Consider the following 15,505-nt stretch of genomic DNA (forward strand, 5'->3'; position numbering starts at 1 on the left):
CGATCGGCGGCGGAGTCGACACTTTCGCCTATAGCCCTGGCGCTGCTTGTGGCGCTGCCGCACTCCTGCGCGGCCGCCGGCCCGTCACGCGCCAGTGGCCCTCACTCGTCCGGCGCCGGTCACCTGCCGGCGGCAACGTCGTCGGCTTCCTGCGGCCGGTGGAAATCGCACGGTCCGTGGTGCCGGAGCGGCAGGAGGCAGGTCCGTCCGGTGGGGAGATGGACCAGGGCGCAGCGGCCCTGCCCGGCCAGGTCCTCCCTGATATTGGCGTTGCTGAGGTCAGGCCTGGCTCCATCCGGTTGAGGTCGCGCGTCGCTGGCAGTAGTGACGGGATTTTCAGCTTTCATACGGCGACTCCTCGTCGAGCAGTGGCCGGCGGAAGGTACCGCGGCCTGTGGCACTGCCACAAGTCTGCTCCGCACGGGTTACGGGTGCATTAAGCCGGCGTTAGGAGGAGGTCAACAGTGGCGCCGCGGGCGGCCAGTTCAAAAATCCAGTTGGCGGGCCACCTGGAGCAGGAGGGTCTCTGATCCCATGGGCCCCACGAGCTGTACTCCCATCGGCAGTCCCTGTCCTGGCGTCCCGCCGGTCCAATGCACGGGCAGCGTAATGGCCGGCAGGCCGCACACGTTGACCATGGAAGACCAGGGCGCGAATTCGCACTGTTTTCGGTAGTCGCCGTCGGCATCGCCCGGCCACTGCGCAGCGGGCCAAAGGTCGGTGCCGTGCATGGTACCGGTGAACCAGCCCACCGGGCGCGGTGTCTGGGCAAGGGAGGGCATGAGCATCAGGTCCCACTGCGCGTACTGCGCCATGGTGTCGTGCTGGAATTGCCGCAGGAACGCCACGGACTCAGCGAGTTTCGCCGGGCTCCGCTGCTGGGCCCGGCGCCTGAAGGTCCGGGTCAGGGGCGCCAGCAGCGCTTCGCGGTGGGGACTGATCCTGGCCGCCCCTACTGCGGCGGTCCACGCGGTAGTAAACGCGTCGGGGTACCGGTTGTCGTACCGGATGGAAGCGTCGCTGAGGGCATGTCCGGCATGCTCCAGCAGGTCCCCGCCCATCCGAAGGGCGTCCAGCGCATCCTGCTCGGGCACAAACGGAAAAGTGCCGGACCACGGGCTGTCCAGGCTGATGCCGATCCGCAGCTTTGGCGGCTCTTGGCTGACCGCTGCAAGGTAGCCGCCGTCCGGCCTGCCGGAAGCGTCAGAATCGGTCGCAGGTCGCGCGCCGGGTCCCGCCAGGGCATCCATCATGAGCGCCGCATCAAGGGAATTCCTGGCGAGGGGGCCGGCCACCACCAGGCGGGCAGGATCACCAGCGCTCTCCCCGGCAGGGACCACACCGCGGCCCGGCTTGAGCCCTACCAGTCCGCAGGCGGCAGCGGGGATCCGGACGGAGCCGCCGCCGTCGGTGCCCGGTGCGAATGGGAGCAGCCCCGCGGCCACGGCAGCAGCGCTGCCGCCGGAGGACCCGCCTGAGCTCCTGCTCAGGGCGTGGGGATTGCGCGACGGCGGCGCGATCCTGTTTTCGCTGTAGGCAGTCAGTCCGAATTCGGGAACCTGGGTTTTGCCCAGCGCGATTGCGCCCGCTTCCTTGAGCAGGGCCACCAAAGGGGCGTCGCTGGGCGCCGGCTTGTGATCCAGCGCCGCGCTGCCGTGTGTGGTCACCACGCCGGCCACATCCGTTAGGTCCTTGAAAGCCAGGGGCATGCCGTGCAGCATCGACAGTTCCCCGGCAGGCACCTGGGCCCGCGCCGAGTCCGCAGCGCGGGCGTCTGCCATCGCCTGTTCCGCCGTCACGGTCACAAAGGCGCCCAGCAGGGGGTTCTGCTGCTCAATCCTGGCGAGGAAATGCCCCGCAGCTTCCGCTGCTGACACATGCCCTTGGCGCAGGAGGTCCCGAAGGGCCACGGCCGACAGTTCGTGAAGTTCAGTCAAGGCCGCACGCATCCACACCAGGGCATTGATCGGGCAGGAAGCTTCGGCCTCCTGTGATGGCACGGGCCTGCTGCTCAGGGAACAACGGTTCCTCCTAGGGTCACTCAGAAGCTTAACGCGGGTGGAGCCGGACGCCGGATGGGGCCCAAAGCACTAGGCTTTAAAACGACACCGATCCGCGAAGGCAGGACCCTCCATGAGCGATTTCGATAACGTCCCCGTCGGCGACATCCCCGATGACGCCGTCATTCTTGACGTCCGTGAGGACTATGAATGGGTGGCCGGCCATGCAGATGGCGCCCTCCACATTCCCATGGACCAGCTTCCGGTGCGGCTGGAGGAACTCGATCCGGACGAGGACGTCTACGTCATCTGCCGCACCGGCGGGCGCTCATTCCGCGTTGCCCAGTGGCTCACCGGCCAGGGCTATACCGCCATCAACGTTTCCGGCGGCATGGACATGTGGCTGGAGGCCGGCAAGCCGCTCGTCTCCGATAACGGCCTGAAGCCGATGGTCATGTAGCTGATGGTGCTGTAAGCCGGGCCCGCCGCCCGGCACGCGTCTGTTCACGTCCGGACCGGGCTTCCGCTGCTGCCGCCGTCTCTGCCCCCGGCGCGCCTGCCCGCGCTCATACCTCAGAAGGAATGTTTATGTCTGTCTCCTCACCCGTCTATGCCTTCCTTGGGCCAGAGGGTACCTTCACCGAGGCAGCCCTCCTTCAGGTGCCGGACGCCGCGCAGTCCACCCGGGTTCCGGCGTCGAACGTCAACGCGGCACTGGACAAGGTGCGTGACGGCTCAGTCCATGCCGCGATGGTCCCCATCGAAAACTCTGTTGAAGGCGGCGTCTCCGCCACCCTGGACGCGATCGCCGGCGGCGACGAACTGCGGATCATCCGCGAGGTCCTGGTGCCCATCAGCTTCGTGCTGGTTGCCCGCCCCGGAATCCGCCTGGCCGATGTGCAGCGGGTATCAACCCACGGCCATGCCTGGGCGCAGTGCCGCCGGTGGATGGACGCGAACATTCCGTTGGCCGAATACGTGCCCGGCTCATCCACGGCTGCTTCAGCCATGGGGCTCGTGGAGGAGGGCTGCCATTATGACGCCGCCATCTGCGCTCCGCTGGTAGCCCGGGACCAGCCCGGACTCTCGGTGCTGGCTGAGGATATCGGGGACAATTCGGAGGCCGTCACCCGCTTTATCCTGGTCAGCCGCCCGGGTGTCCTGCCTGCACGCACGGGGGCGGACAAAACCACGCTGGTGGTCCCGCTCCCCGAAGACCGGCCCGGTGCCCTGATGGAAATCCTGGACCAGTTTGCCAGCCGCGGAGTGAACCTCAGCCGGATTGAGTCCCGGCCCACCGGACAGTATCTGGGCCATTATTTCTTTAGCATCGACGCCGACGGGCATGTGGGCGACGAACGGGTGGCCGATGCCCTTGCTGGGCTCCACCGCATCAGTCCTGCGACCCGATTCCTGGGGTCATATCCCCGGGCCGACATGCAGGCGGCGCCGGTGGAACCGCACACTGCTGACCAGGCCTTCCAGGCAGCACGGGCGTGGGTTGCGGAGATTCTCAGGGCCGCTGATGAAACCGCCGAAAGCGGTTCCCACGCTTCGCCCAAAGCGTAGGTGAATGCCGTTCGAAGTACTTCCGCGGGTTGTGGACAATGCGTATGCTTACTTGATCCACACGGGGGATGGCCCCTAACGAAGGGAGCGCGTCATGACTGCCAGCGGCACCGAAAACGACGGCCAGGGGATGATCGTCAACCCCCGGCCCACTGCCGACAACCAGGACTGGGACGGGGATGACGCCGACCGTGCTGACCGCCTGCGCTTTGAAGAAGAGCAAGCCATGATCCGTGAGCAGTCCGAGGCCCATGCCGCGGCAAAGGCCGCCGAGGAGAAGAAGCGCAGGAGCGAATAGCCCCTAATCCTGCGCCTTCACCCGGATCAACAGGGACCGGGGCTCCACCTGGACGGTGAGCCTGGTAGCTTCTCCGGCCGTGTCGCCGTCCAACTGGATGGCCATGGGTTCCGGGCATTTGATGACCACCCTGCCGGACCGGTAGACGGTCATAACGGGCAGTTTCCCGCTGTGCTTGAACATGATCTTGACGTACATCAGCAGCCAGCCAAGGGCACTGCGCGGACTCATCACCACCACGTCCAGCATGCCGTCGTCAATCATGGCCTGCGGAATGAAATCGATGCCGCCCGGGATCAGTCCGCAGTTCGCGAACAAAACGCTGCGAATGTTGCGGACCTGCTCCGGGCTCCCATCCAGGGAGATCGAGACCTTCTTGCGGCGTCCGGGCAGATGCCGCATGCCGGCCTCGGTATATGCCAGCCAACCCACCGCTTTCTTCAAGCCGGCGTTGGTGTCGGCGAGGATCTCGGCGTCCATGCCGATGCCGGCTATCACCAGGAACACGTGCTCTGAGGAGCTTCCGGCGCGGGAGTTTTCGATGCCCATCCGGGCTGTGTCAATGTACCGCTGCCGGCCGAACAGTGCGGTGTTGACGTTGGCGTGGAGGTCGTTGAGGTCCAGGTCCACGTTCCGTGCCAGAAGGTTGCCGGTACCCAGCGGGATGAGCCCCATGGCCACGTTGGTGTGCACGAGGGCCTCGGCCACCACCCGCACTGTCCCGTCCCCGCCGCCCACCAGGACGACGTCGGGCTTGTACGCAAGCGCAGCCTCTACCTGGGAATGGCCGGGGTCCTCCGCCGTCGTTTCGAAAAAGACGGGGTCCTCCCAGCCTGCCGCCAGGCAGCCGCGCTGGATGAGGCGTTTAGCTTCTTCCGAGCGCACCTTGATGGGATTCAAAATCACTGCGACGCGCTGGCGGGTAAGCCCTGAGTCCTGCGCCTCCCCGCCCACCGCACTCCGTACGTGCAGGGCCTTGAGGCGCCGCACGCCCCACCAGCTGGAGATGGCAAAGGCAAGCGCCACCGCAATCAGCAGATAGAGAATCAGGTCGCTCATGGTGCTTCAACAGTAGCCCGGCGGAAAGGCTCCGGCTCCGGCGCGCCCGTTGCCGCCCGCCGTCGTGCGCGGGATTGGATACCCTTGTGTGGTGATCGACGTAAAAGACCTCAGCGAAAACCCTGATAAATACCGTGCCAGCCAGCGTGCCCGCCGCGCGGACGAGTCAGTGGTGGACGCGATCATCTCCGCGGATGCCTCCCGCCGGGCGGCGCTGATCCGCTTCGAGAACCTCCGGGCTGAACAGAACGCGTTCGGCAAGAAAGTGGCGCAGGCGAAGGGCGACGAGAAGAAGGCCCTGCTGGCCGAGGTCAAGGAACTGGCCAACGCAGTCAAGGCCGCCTCCGCCGAGGCCGATGCCGCGCAGACCAAGCAGGAAGAGCTGCTGCGCACCATCCCCAACGTCATCGAGGACGGCGTCCCGGAGGGCGGCGAGGACGACTACGTGGTGGTCAAGACCGTGGGCACCCCACGCGAGTTCCCCGACTTTGAGCCCCGGGACCACCTGGAAATCGGTGAGCTGATCGGCGCCATCGACATGGAGCGCGGCGCCAAGGTTTCCGGTGCCCGGTTCTACTTCCTCCGCGGCGTCGGCGCCCGGCTGGAGATGGCGCTGCTGCAGATGGCCATGGACCAGGCCATCGAAAACGGTTTTGTCCCCATGATCACACCCACGCTGGTGCGCCCGGAGACCATGCAGGGCACAGGCTTCGATGTAAAGCACGACGCCGAGATCTACCGGCTCGCCGAAGACGACCTCTACCTGGTGGGCACCTCCGAGGTGGCCCTGGCCGGGTACCACGCAGACGAGATCCTCGACTTCTCCGCCGGCCCCATCCGCTACGCGGGCCAGAGCTCCTGCTACCGCCGCGAAGCTGGCTCGCACGGCAAGGACACCCGCGGCATCATCCGGGTCCACCAGTTCAACAAGGTGGAAATGTTCATCTACACCACGGTCGAGGAAGCCGCGGCCGAGCACCAGCGGCTGCTGGCGTGGGAAGAGGAGATGCTGGCCAAGTGCGAGCTGCCGTACCGGGTAATTGACACCGCCGCCGGCGACCTCGGCACCTCGGCAGCGCGGAAGTACGACTGCGAAGCCTGGGTTCCAACCCAGGGCGCGTATCGCGAGCTGACCTCCACCTCCAACTGCACCACGTTCCAGGCCCGGCGCCTGAACATCCGCGAACGCGTGGTCAACCCGGAGGGTGTAGCCAAGGGCACCCGCGCTGTGGCCACCCTGAACGGCACGCTTGCCACCACGCGCTGGATCGTGGCGCTGCTGGAGCACCACCAGAACGCGGACGGTTCAGTCAACGTGCCCAAGGCGCTGCAGAAGTACCTGGGCGGCCTTGAGGTGCTCCCCGTCCTGTAGCTGGCTGCCTGTTCCTAAGCTTGTTCGCGGATCCGAACCTTCAAGAGGAGGTTCTGCGAACAAGCTTCTGACCTGGCGCGTTCGAGAAGTTCTGGCGTTTCGGGCCGCGCGCCGCTTTGTCCACATAGCCCGGCCACACTGCTGACTCCCCATACTGTTCCGGCCAGCCTTGACCCATGGAGATTTTGCCGGGGCTCATCGATTCCGCTGCCATCCTTCGTGAGCGCGGGACTACGGACGCTATCCACCGCGAGTTCCGGGCCGGAAGGCTTGTCCGTATCAGGCGGGGATTCTATGTGCAGACCGCCGACTGGCTCAGGGCGCGGCCGTCGGAGCGTTTCGCCTGGTCGACGGCGGCAATCACCAGATCCGTCAAGGGCGCCGTGCTGTGCGGGGAGACGGCAGCGCTGGCCAGTGGATTGCCCACCCTTCGCACGCCTCCCTGCGTTGAGCTGGCCACCACCCTGCCGGGACGGAGCGGGGTGCGGAGGTCGCCCCTGATGGTCGTGGGGGAGGACAGTGCAGCACAACAGGTACGGGGAAAGCGCTCGTACCCGCTGCGGTACTGCCTCAAACCGGATGTGGAACCAGTGGCTTACGGGGAGTTCCATTGCACAAGCCGGATCCGGACAACCGTTGACGTTATGGGCACGGCCAGCTTCACCGAAGCCCTGGTGGTGGCTGACGGGTTGGCTCGGATACTTAGCCGCGAGGGAAGGCTGCCGTCGGATGCGGGTCTTCTTGCCATCCGGGCAATAGCTGATGGCATAGCGGCCCACCCTCATGCTTCCGCTCGACGCCGGGCGGAAAGGGTGGCAGTTCTGGCCAGCCCCCTGGCAGAGTCCGTTGGTGAGTCCTACAGCCGGGCGGCTTTCGACTTGCTTGGATTCGAACAGCCCGTATTGCAGCACGCCTTTCATGACGGGGAGGGCTTTATCGGCAGGGCAGACTGCTGGTGGCCCAAGCAGCGGGTGGTGGGGGAATTCGACGGAAAGGCCAAGTATGTCGAGGCCGCTGTCCGGGGCAAGGCCTCAGCAGAGGAGGCCGTATACCGGGAAAAGCTCCGCGAGGATCGGATCCGGCGGTTGGGCTTCGGCTTTGTGCGCTGGAGTTGGGCCGACCTGGAAGACCCCGGCCGACTCAAACGTAGGTTGCTCGCAGCCGGGCTGCGCCCTCGGATCAGAAGCTAGTTCGCAGATCGGAACCTTGAAAGCCATGATCTGCCAACAAGCTTGGGAGTGGTCGGCGCTCTCGGATTAACACCCGCACGGGCAAACAAACTTAGGATGTTAATGCGGTGTTCAACATATCTGTGGGCTGCGTCCTAGCGCGGCAGGGGGACGTCTGGTTCACTATGTGAATGACAACGCTGACTGAAACCTCAGTCGCCGGCAACGATGACCGGCGAGACAACGAAAACAACAACAACGGGCAGAAGCTGATGGTCGCCCTGGACGTGGACGGCACGCTGGTTGACCACGACGGACACATGTCCCCAGGCGTCCGTGAATCGGCGCAGGCGGTAGTGGCTGCCGGGCACGAGGTCATGATCGCCACTGGCCGCTCCCTCAACGCCACGTTGCCCATCATCGAGAAAATCGGGATCGAGCGTGGCTACGCTGTCTGCTGCAACGGCGGAGTCACCCTGCGGCTCCACCCCGGGCTGGACGGCGGCTACGAGGTCATCCACAAAGCCACCTTCGACCCCGGACCCGCCCTCCGCGCGCTCCGCGAGCGGCTTCCCTCGGCCAAGTACGCGCTGGAGGACGCTGACGGGAACTTCCTGTCCACCGAGCGCTTCCAGGACCCCAGTTTCGGCGTCGAGGCAGTGGGCGTGGATTTCCACACCATGCTCGAAGCCACGGCTGTGCGCGTGGTGGTTTTCAGCACCGAGAACACCCCTGAAGAGTTCAACGAGGCGATCCAGCACGTGGGCCTCGCCGGGGTCACCTACTCGGTGGGCTGGACGGCCTGGCTGGACATCGCCGCGGCCGGTGTGACCAAAGCGAGCGCGCTGGAGAACCTCCGGGGAAGGCTCGGCATCGAACAGCACCTCACGGTGGCCATCGGCGATGGCCGCAACGACATCGAGATGCTCACCTGGGCCGGACGGGGAGTGGCCATGGGACAGGCGCCGGAGGAAGTCATCGCCGCTGCGGACGAGGTCACCCACTCAGTGTTCGACGACGGCGCCGCCCACGTGCTGCGCAGCCTGCTCTGACGCACTACAAGGCAGAATGGACAGCATGACCCTCACGACCTTCGCCTCATCCGCCACGGCCAGACAGACTGGAATGCGCAGCGCCGGCTGCAAGGATCCACTGACATTCCCCTGAACGACGTCGGCCGGGCCCAGGCGCGAGACGCCGTCGCCGTGTTGTCCGCTTACGAATGGGACGCGATCGTGTCCTCGCCGCTGAGCAGGGCCGCCGAAACCGCGGACCTGATCGCAGCCGGCCTGGGCCTCAGCGATGTCCGCCGCATTCCGGAGCTGGCCGAGCGCAGCTTTGGTCCCGCCGAGGGTATGCAGGCTGGGCCTGAGCTGGAGGCAATGCGCGTCCCCGGTGGTTTCCGCGGCGCCGAAAGCGAGGAGGAGGCAGCGGACCGGGGCCTGGCGGCGCTCGAGGCACTGGCCGAGGAATTCCGCGGCAGCCGGCTCCTCGTCGTCGCCCACGGAACGCTCCTGAGGGTCACCCTCAGCCGCGCCGTGGGAAGTACCCTGACCAGCATCGACAACGCGGTGCTGAACCTGGCGCACCACCATGCCATTGACGGCTGGCAGCTGGAATACTTCAACGGCGAACCGGTGATGGCCGCGACCCAGCGCTAACGCAGGCAGCCGCTAGCGCACCTCAAGGATCAGGGCCAGCAACCTGGCCGCCGCCGGCCTTGCCGCGTGCTCCTCATTCCACTGGGCCCGTGCCACCGCCTTGCTCACGGCCTGCGTGGTGATGCCCAGTTCCTGGGCCACCGCCTTCTGCTGGCCGCGGACGCCGGGGGTCATCAGGTCAAGCACCCGCCACTCGGCGCCGGACCTGTCCCGCACGATGTGCCCCAGCAGCCGCAGTACGGCCTCTGCGTCATGGGCGATGTCCGCCAGCGGCCCCTCCACCGCAACGGGAACCCGTTCCTTGCTGTTCCGGAGCCGGTCCACGGCACGCCGCGCGTACACCAGTCCGTGGCCGGACGCGTCCTTGATCTGGTTTGGCAGCGGCTCGTTGACAGGCCCGACGCCGATCCCCACGTACCAGGAACCGCAGCGGAGCGCGATCATTGCGGCTTCCACCGCCTGGTGCGGACAGTCCACGATGCCCTGGACCTCGTCCTCCACCGACCGGTCGAAGTCGAGGCGCGCAGGAATATGCCGCAGGTCCTTGAGGAGCTGCGGCACCCGGTCGCCATCGCGCCGGCTATCGGTCTGGTTGATTGTCAGCGTGAACATCTGAATCCAAAGACTACCGGTTGGTAGCAGCCCCAGGGCAAGCGGGGTTGCCTCGCGCTGGCCCATCTGGTGCGATGGGGGAACGGCCGGCCCCGGCGGCGACCAACAAAGGGGCCATACGCGACGTGAGGACGGTTATGACCAGCAGTATTGGGCCCGACGAACTTGAACTTGTGGACCGCTGGTGGCGCGCCGCCAACTACCTTTCCGTAGGACAGATCTACCTCCGTTCCAACCCGCTGCTGCGTGAACCGCTGAAGGCGGAGCACACCAAGTCCCGGCTCCTGGGCCACTGGGGCACCACTCCCGGCCTGAACTTTGTTTACGCCCACCTCAACCGCGTGATCCGCCGCGACTCCGCCGAGATGCTCTTCGTGGCAGGTCCCGGCCATGGCGGCCCCGCCGTCGTCGCCAACGCCTGGCTGGAAGGCACCTACTCCGAGGTCTATGGCCATGTGGGCAATGACGCCGACGGCATGGCCGAGCTTTTCCGGCAGTTCTCCTACCCGGGCGGCATTCCCAGCCACGCGGCCCCCGAAACGCCCGGCTCGATCAGCGAGGGCGGTGAACTCGGGTACTCCCTTGCCCACGCCTACGGCTCGGTGCTGGACAATCCCCAGCTGGTCACCGCCGTCGTCATTGGCGACGGCGAGGCGGAAACCGGGCCGCTCGCTGCCAGCTGGCACTCCCACAACTTCCTGGACCCGGCCACGGATGGTGCCGTGCTGCCCATCCTGCACCTGAACGGCTACAAGATCGCCAACCCCACTGTCCTGGCGCGGATGCCCGAAGAGCAGCTGGAACAGCTCCTGCGCGGCTACGGGCATGAGCCGTATTTCGTCACGGTCAAGGACCCGGAGAATACCGAACAGGCGCACCGGGATTTCGCCGAAGTACTGGACCGGTGCCTGGCAGATATCCGGGCCATCCAGGACGCCCGCCGCACGCCGCAGGCCGGGACGGAGGAGCTTGGCGGTGCCTCGCGCTGGCCCATGATCGTCCTGCGCTCGCCCAAAGGCTGGACGGGGCCGCGCGTGGTGGACGGGCTGCAGGTTGAAGGGACGTGGCGGAGCCACCAGGTGCCGCTCTCGGAGGTGCGCACCAACGGGGAGCACCTGGGGCAGCTGGAAGAATGGCTGCAGTCGTACCGGCCGGAGGAATTGTTCGACGGCGACGGGCGGCTCCGGCCCGACGTCGCCGAGGCTGCGCCCACGGGCGCGTTCAGGATGAGCGCCACGCCGCATGCGAACGGCGGGCTGCTCCGCAAGGCGCTGAAGCTTCCCGCGTACGGGGACCACGCCGTCGAGGTCCCCCAGCCGGGCACGGAACGCGTCAGCCCGATGATCACGCTCGGCTCGTGGATGCGGGACGTCATCTCGCAAAACATGGAGACCTTCCGGCTTTTCGGCCCGGACGAGACCGCGTCCAACCGCCTGCAGAACGTCTACGAGGTCACCGACAAGGTGTGGCAGTACCGGATTGACGACGCCGACGAGCACCTTGCGCGGTCCGGCAGGGTGATGGAGGTGCTGAGCGAACACCTGTGCCAGGGCTGGCTGGAGGGCTACCTCCTGACCGGCCGGCATGGGGTCTTCAGCTGCTACGAGGCCTTCATCCACATTGTCGATTCCATGTTCAACCAGCACGCCAAGTGGCTGAAGGTGCACCGGCAGCTGCCCTGGCGCCAGCCGGTGCCCTCGCTGAACTACCTGCTGTCCTCCCACGTCTGGCAGCAGGACCACAACGGCTTTTCGCACCAGGACCCCGGTTTCATTGACCACGCCGTGAACAAGAAGGCGGAGGTCATCCGGGTGTACCTTCCCGCCGACGCCAACACGCTGCTGTGCGTCATGGCCCACTGCCTGGCCTCCACGGACTACGTGAACATCGTGGTCAGCGGCAAGCAGCCCTCGCCCACCTGGCTCGGCCCGGCCGACGCCGCCAACCACTGCCGCCGGGGCCTGGGGATCTGGGATTTCGCCGGGTCCGAGGTGCCCGGGGAGGAGCCCGACGTCGTGATGGCCTGCGCGGGCGACGTGCCCACGGTGGAGACCGTGGCCGCGGCGGAACTGCTGAAGGAGGGTGTGCCCGGGTTGAAAGTCCGGGTGGTGAACGTGGTGGACCTGATGCGGCTGCAGGATGAGAGCGAGCACCCGCACGGGCTCCCGGCACGGGATTTCGACGGGATCTTCACGGCGGACAAGCCCATTATCTTCGCCTACCACGGCTATCCCGCGCTGATCCACCGGCTTGCCTACCGGCGCAGCAACCAGGACGGGCTGCATGTGCGGGGCTACAAGGAAGAGGGGACCACCACCACACCGTTCGACATGGCCATGCTGAACGGCATCGACCGGTTCCAGCTGGCCATTGACGCCATCGACCGGGTTCCCGGGCTGGCGGAGCGGCATTCATCCCTCCGCCAGAACCTCCAGGACCGGCGGATGCGCGCCCGGGAGCACACGCGCACGCATGGTGAGGACCCGGAGGAGATCCGGAACTGGCAGCTCGGCTGACCCCTTGGAGTTTTTGTCCAGATATTCAGAGTTCCGGCGGTGCAAAGCCTGCATATCTGGACAAAAACTTCTTTAGGTGGCCAGCCCGTCGAGGCCGCACGAGGGCAGGTGGATCCAGCCCTCGGTGCGGGCGGCCTCCACATGGGCTTCGCCAGGACGCTCCGTCAGCCCGAGGGCAACGGCGCGGGCCGTGAGCGAGGCGATGACGGCGTCGAACATGTCGTCCGAGGCGGCTAACTGATCCCCGTAGCCCTCCAAGTCCAGCCACGGAGCCTGCTCCCTGAGGGTGCCAAGGAGCGCGGCACGCCGTTCCGCCTCGGAACTGCCCCGTCCCTTGTAGCCCCGGGCGTTCAAGCCCCAGAGCTTGAGCGAAGCGGCCGGGTAAACCTCCGCAAGGCCTCCGGAACCGTCCCGGAGCTGCGGCCCGTGGAGCGCGGCGATCTTCGCCTGGATCACGGCGCACCGCATTGCGGGATGCGCCAGCCTGTCGGCGGAAACGCTCAGCGGTATCAGCCCTGTCCTGCCCGTGACATACCGGTCCGTGTCCCGGTAGGCCAGCAGCCGCCGTCCTTCTATGCCGTCGTACTCCAGCACGGGGCCGGCGTCGAAGGCCAGGTGGCCGGCAAGGAACGGAATCAGCGCATCCGGCCAGCCGACCGGGCAGTCCACACCGGTCATGTCGCTGGCGCCGAAGAGCGAAACGATTTCCTGGTCCTGGACGTCAAGCCCCAGGTGCACCAGCCGGGCCGATCCGCGGTTCCACTCGATGACTGCCACGGCCGTCTTTTTCGCAGCCGCGGCCAGGTCCACTCCGAGCGTCTTCACGTGACCAGACTCTACCGCCGCCTAGCGCCGCCGTCTGACGCCGTCTGCCGCCGCCGCCGGCGTCCGCGGTGGACATTGGATGACGCCCTGCCGTGGTTCTGCAACGCTGGTGGGTGGTGGGCCGCCCGGCTGGCCAACGCGAAAGGAAGATCCTCATGCCATGGCTCGATGTGCTGGGCAACGACATCCACTACACGGACTCAGGCCGCGGCCGGCCGGTGGTGCTGCTGCATGGGCATGCCTCGGCCGCGGCGTGCTGGGAACCGATCATCCGGGACCTCGAGCGGGACTTCCGGGTGCTGGCGTACGACACGTACGATCACGGCTGGTCGTCGAACTCCCCGCGGCAGGGCCCCCTGGTTGACCGGGCCGCGGAGCTGGAGCAATTCATAAGCTCCTTGGGCCTTGAGGACCCCATTGTTGTGGGGCAGTCCATGGGCGGCATGACCACGCTCCGGTGGGGCGTCCGCCACCCCGGCAGCGCGGCTGCCCTGGTGGTCTGCGGGATGGGATGGCCGCTGGTGGTGCCGCCGCCGGGACAGGAAGGCCAGCCGGAAAAGTTCGAGGTCTTCAGCTCGCTCGACCAGGATGAGCGGATCTGGCTGGGTGTGGGAAACTCGTTCACGGAGCGGTGGATCGCGGACAACCCGAAGGACTTTGCCCGCTATATCAGGGTCCGTTCAACCGCTACGGCCATTGAAGCTGCCAGGCACCCGCGCAGCCTCGAACAAAGCCAGGGGGAGTTCCTCAGCGCGGACCCGCAGGACGTTGAGGCTTTCCAGCGGGGCCTGGAATCAGTGGCCACCCCGCTGGTGGTGCTGATCGGGGACGGGGAGAGGCCGCGTATCCGCCGCGGGGCGGAGCACGTTGCCGCCACGGTGCCGGGCGCCCGCCTCCTGGTTGTAGGCGACGCCGGCCATAATGCCTACTTCCAGCGCCAGGACATCCTGGTGGAGGCTATCCGCACGGCAGCTTCCACTGCCCGGGGACGCCGGCGGGTCTGATGAGGCCGGCGCTCGGAGGTGTAGTGGAGGGCGCCCGGGATGCCGCCCTTTTCGCCAAGGTTGTCACCGCGCGCAAAACGTGACCAAAGGGCCCGCAATTCCCGCCCTACGGCGTCCACGTCCTCCCAGCCGGCACCGGAGACCAGGCCCGCGCCATCCCAGGTGTTCCGGTTTCCGAATAGCAGCGGAAGGTCGATGGTGTGCGCGGCGCCGAGGACGTTCCCCGGGGCATGCCAGTGCAGCTCGTAGCGGTGGGCCCTGCCGCCGGCGAGGACGTGCCGGCGCGCGAATTTCCGGGCCGCCCGGCCGTAGACGGTTTCGGTGACCACCCAGTTGATGGCTCTGAGGGCGGTGGGGCCGGCAACCGGGATACGGTCCAGCCGGCTGAGGTAGGGGCTGCGGGGGAGGAAGAGCCTCGCCTCCTCCGAGGTGTGTCCGATCAGGATCTCAATGCCGGGCGCGGAGCGGTTCCAGGCGTGTTCGATCCCGGCTTCCTCCGGCAGCGGCGCATGCCCGTACTGTGTTCCGAACGGCATCGCGGCCAGCATGCCGAATTTCCGGGCCACCTGCGCCACGTGGTCCTCCCGCTCCACCACTTCCATGGCGGGAGTCTCTTCGGTCACGGCCTCGGCGGCGATGCCCATGGCATGGTTCATTTTTGCCCGGCCCCGGGAGATGCCCAAGGGGGCGCTCTGGATGATGGCACGCTGGAACAGGGCCGGCGCGTCCGGCGTCGCCATCAAGTGGGCGATCGCGTCACCGCCTGCGGACTGGCCGAAAGCAGTCACCCGGCGGGGGTCGCCGCCGAATGCGGAGATGTTGCGCTGCACCCAGCGGAAGGCCTCGAGCTGGTCAAGGAGCCCCAGGTTGGCAGGCCGGCCGGAGCGGGTTGCCAGGAACCCGAACAGCCCCAGCCGGTAGGTCACCGAGACCACGATCACGCGGTTCTCGGCCACCAGCACTGCGGGGTCAAAGATGGCAAGGTCGCCGGATCCGGTGGTGTAGGAGCCGCCGTGGATCCACACCATCACGGGCAGCTGCAAGCTTTCCGGGCTGGAAAGGTCCACGTCAACGGGCATGGTGATGGACAGGTTCTGGCAGTCCTCGCTGCCCGGCAGTTCGCCGTATCGGGTGCCCAGGATGTCGTCCAGGAACGGCACCGGCCCCTGCGGGCAGGCGGGGGCGGCGGAGGTTGCAGCGTACGGTTCAGTCCAGTCAGGTGCCGGAACCGGCGGCTGGAAACGCCCGGCGGTGGCGTACGGAATCCCGGTGGCGCGGAGGACGTTGCCGTCCCGCCAGCCTGTGACAGGACCGCATGGAGGAGTAAACAAGGGCTCGGAACTCACAGGGCAACGATTCCACAGTTTCCTGGGAGTTTTTGTCCACTTGTGCAGGGTTGCCATGCGGGGAAGCCTGCATA

General features: G+C 66.8%; 14 protein-coding genes and 1 pseudogene. 9 read left to right on the forward strand and 6 right to left on the reverse strand.

All coding sequences use genetic code 11. The features are described 5' to 3' along the window. Positions 1–119: 119 nt before the first annotated feature. Together ACIQF4_RS13730 and ACIQF4_RS13735 are read right to left on the reverse strand one after the other, a co-directional pair. Complete coding sequence (locus ACIQF4_RS13730; protein WP_400515784.1) at positions 120–347, reverse strand: hypothetical protein; 228 nt, start codon at positions 345–347, stop codon at positions 120–122. A gap of 138 nt (positions 348–485) precedes the next feature. Continuing rightward, the gene (locus ACIQF4_RS13735) at positions 486–1,937 is read right to left on the reverse strand and encodes an amidase (protein ID WP_400515933.1); all 1,452 of its coding nucleotides are present in this window, start codon (positions 1,935–1,937) and stop codon (positions 486–488) included. Positions 1,938–2,133: 196 nt separating this feature from the next. On the opposite strand from ACIQF4_RS13735, the gene ACIQF4_RS13740 reads away from it, so the two are divergent. The 3 genes from ACIQF4_RS13740 (at position 2,134) to ACIQF4_RS13750 (ending at position 3,867) form a co-directional block, all read left to right on the forward strand. After that, positions 2,134–2,460 carry a rhodanese-like domain-containing protein gene (locus ACIQF4_RS13740; protein WP_400515785.1) on the forward strand — a complete coding sequence of 109 codons (327 nt, stop codon included), beginning with the start codon at positions 2,134–2,136 and terminating at the stop codon, positions 2,458–2,460. 128 nt (positions 2,461–2,588) lie between these two features. Then, a complete protein-coding gene (gene pheA, locus ACIQF4_RS13745; protein ID WP_400515786.1) occupies positions 2,589–3,569 on the forward strand; it encodes a prephenate dehydratase in 981 nt (326 codons plus the stop codon). A 94-nt stretch (positions 3,570–3,663) separates the two neighbouring features. Continuing rightward, positions 3,664–3,867, forward strand: a complete 204-nt coding sequence (locus ACIQF4_RS13750) for a hypothetical protein (protein ID WP_350001367.1) — start codon at positions 3,664–3,666, stop codon at positions 3,865–3,867. A gap of 3 nt (positions 3,868–3,870) precedes the next feature. Here ACIQF4_RS13750 and ACIQF4_RS13755 read toward each other — a convergent pair whose 3' ends face one another. Further along, on the reverse strand, positions 3,871–4,926 hold the full coding sequence (locus tag ACIQF4_RS13755; RefSeq protein ID WP_400515787.1) for a diacylglycerol/lipid kinase family protein: 1,056 nt from the start codon (positions 4,924–4,926) through the stop codon (positions 3,871–3,873). Between the two features lie 91 nt (positions 4,927–5,017). On the opposite strand from ACIQF4_RS13755, the gene serS reads away from it, so the two are divergent. From serS to ACIQF4_RS13775, 4 genes and pseudogenes are all read left to right on the forward strand, one after another. Then, on the forward strand, positions 5,018–6,298 hold the full coding sequence (gene serS / locus ACIQF4_RS13760; protein WP_400515788.1) for a serine--tRNA ligase: 1,281 nt from the start codon (positions 5,018–5,020) through the stop codon (positions 6,296–6,298). Positions 6,299–6,474: 176 nt separating this feature from the next. After that, entirely contained in the window at positions 6,475–7,488 is a 1,014-nt protein-coding gene (locus ACIQF4_RS13765; RefSeq protein ID WP_400515789.1) for a hypothetical protein, read from the forward strand. A 170-nt stretch (positions 7,489–7,658) separates the two neighbouring features. Continuing rightward, positions 7,659–8,519 (forward strand): HAD family hydrolase, encoded by an 861-nt coding sequence (locus ACIQF4_RS13770; protein WP_400515790.1) that lies wholly within the window; start codon positions 7,659–7,661, stop codon positions 8,517–8,519. Between the two features lie 25 nt (positions 8,520–8,544). Beyond that, a pseudogene (locus tag ACIQF4_RS13775) lies at positions 8,545–9,128 on the forward strand (histidine phosphatase family protein). 12 nt (positions 9,129–9,140) lie between these two features. On the opposite strand, the gene ACIQF4_RS13780 reads toward ACIQF4_RS13775, so the two are convergent. Further along, complete coding sequence (locus tag ACIQF4_RS13780; RefSeq protein WP_066273089.1) at positions 9,141–9,740, reverse strand: hypothetical protein; 600 nt, start codon at positions 9,738–9,740, stop codon at positions 9,141–9,143. 137 nt (positions 9,741–9,877) lie between these two features. Between ACIQF4_RS13780 and ACIQF4_RS13785 the strand changes: the two genes are divergently transcribed. Further along, positions 9,878–12,256 carry a phosphoketolase gene (locus ACIQF4_RS13785; RefSeq protein WP_400515791.1) on the forward strand — a complete coding sequence of 793 codons (2,379 nt, stop codon included), beginning with the start codon at positions 9,878–9,880 and terminating at the stop codon, positions 12,254–12,256. A gap of 72 nt (positions 12,257–12,328) precedes the next feature. On the opposite strand, the gene ACIQF4_RS13790 is transcribed toward ACIQF4_RS13785, so the two are convergent. Next, entirely contained in the window at positions 12,329–13,081 is a 753-nt protein-coding gene (locus ACIQF4_RS13790; RefSeq protein WP_400515792.1) for a DUF429 domain-containing protein, read from the reverse strand. A 155-nt stretch (positions 13,082–13,236) separates the two neighbouring features. Here ACIQF4_RS13790 and ACIQF4_RS13795 point away from each other — a divergent pair, with 155 nt between their 5' ends. Then, a complete protein-coding gene (locus ACIQF4_RS13795; protein WP_400515793.1) occupies positions 13,237–14,085 on the forward strand; it encodes an alpha/beta fold hydrolase in 849 nt (282 codons plus the stop codon). Here ACIQF4_RS13795 and ACIQF4_RS13800 read toward each other — a convergent pair. Next, complete coding sequence (locus ACIQF4_RS13800) at positions 14,007–15,431, reverse strand: carboxylesterase family protein (RefSeq protein WP_400515794.1); 1,425 nt, start codon at positions 15,429–15,431, stop codon at positions 14,007–14,009. The two genes, ACIQF4_RS13795 and ACIQF4_RS13800, sit on opposite strands and share 79 nt — an antisense overlap. Positions 15,432–15,505: the final 74 nt, after the last annotated feature.

The organism is Pseudarthrobacter sp. NPDC092202, from assembly GCF_044755505.1.
GTDB lineage: Bacteria > Actinomycetota > Actinomycetes > Actinomycetales > Micrococcaceae > Arthrobacter.

Excerpts from the sequence above, each read along its gene's own strand:
- ACIQF4_RS13730 (WP_400515784.1), bottom strand. The coding sequence starts at position 347 with ATGAAAGCTGAAAATCCCGTCACTACTGCCAGCGACGCGCGACCTCAA.
- ACIQF4_RS13740 (WP_400515785.1), top strand. The coding sequence starts at position 2,134 with ATGAGCGATTTCGATAACGTCCCCGTCGGCGACATCCCCGATGACGCC.
- pheA (WP_400515786.1), top strand. The coding sequence starts at position 2,589 with ATGTCTGTCTCCTCACCCGTCTATGCCTTCCTTGGGCCAGAGGGTACC.
- ACIQF4_RS13750 (WP_350001367.1), top strand. The coding sequence starts at position 3,664 with ATGACTGCCAGCGGCACCGAAAACGACGGCCAGGGGATGATCGTCAAC.
- ACIQF4_RS13755 (WP_400515787.1), bottom strand. The coding sequence starts at position 4,926 with ATGAGCGACCTGATTCTCTATCTGCTGATTGCGGTGGCGCTTGCCTTT.
- ACIQF4_RS13765 (WP_400515789.1), top strand. The coding sequence starts at position 6,475 with ATGGAGATTTTGCCGGGGCTCATCGATTCCGCTGCCATCCTTCGTGAG.
- ACIQF4_RS13770 (WP_400515790.1), top strand. The coding sequence starts at position 7,659 with ATGACAACGCTGACTGAAACCTCAGTCGCCGGCAACGATGACCGGCGA.
- ACIQF4_RS13780 (WP_066273089.1), bottom strand. The coding sequence starts at position 9,740 with ATGTTCACGCTGACAATCAACCAGACCGATAGCCGGCGCGATGGCGAC.
- ACIQF4_RS13785 (WP_400515791.1), top strand. The coding sequence starts at position 9,878 with ATGACCAGCAGTATTGGGCCCGACGAACTTGAACTTGTGGACCGCTGG.
- ACIQF4_RS13795 (WP_400515793.1), top strand. The coding sequence starts at position 13,237 with ATGCCATGGCTCGATGTGCTGGGCAACGACATCCACTACACGGACTCA.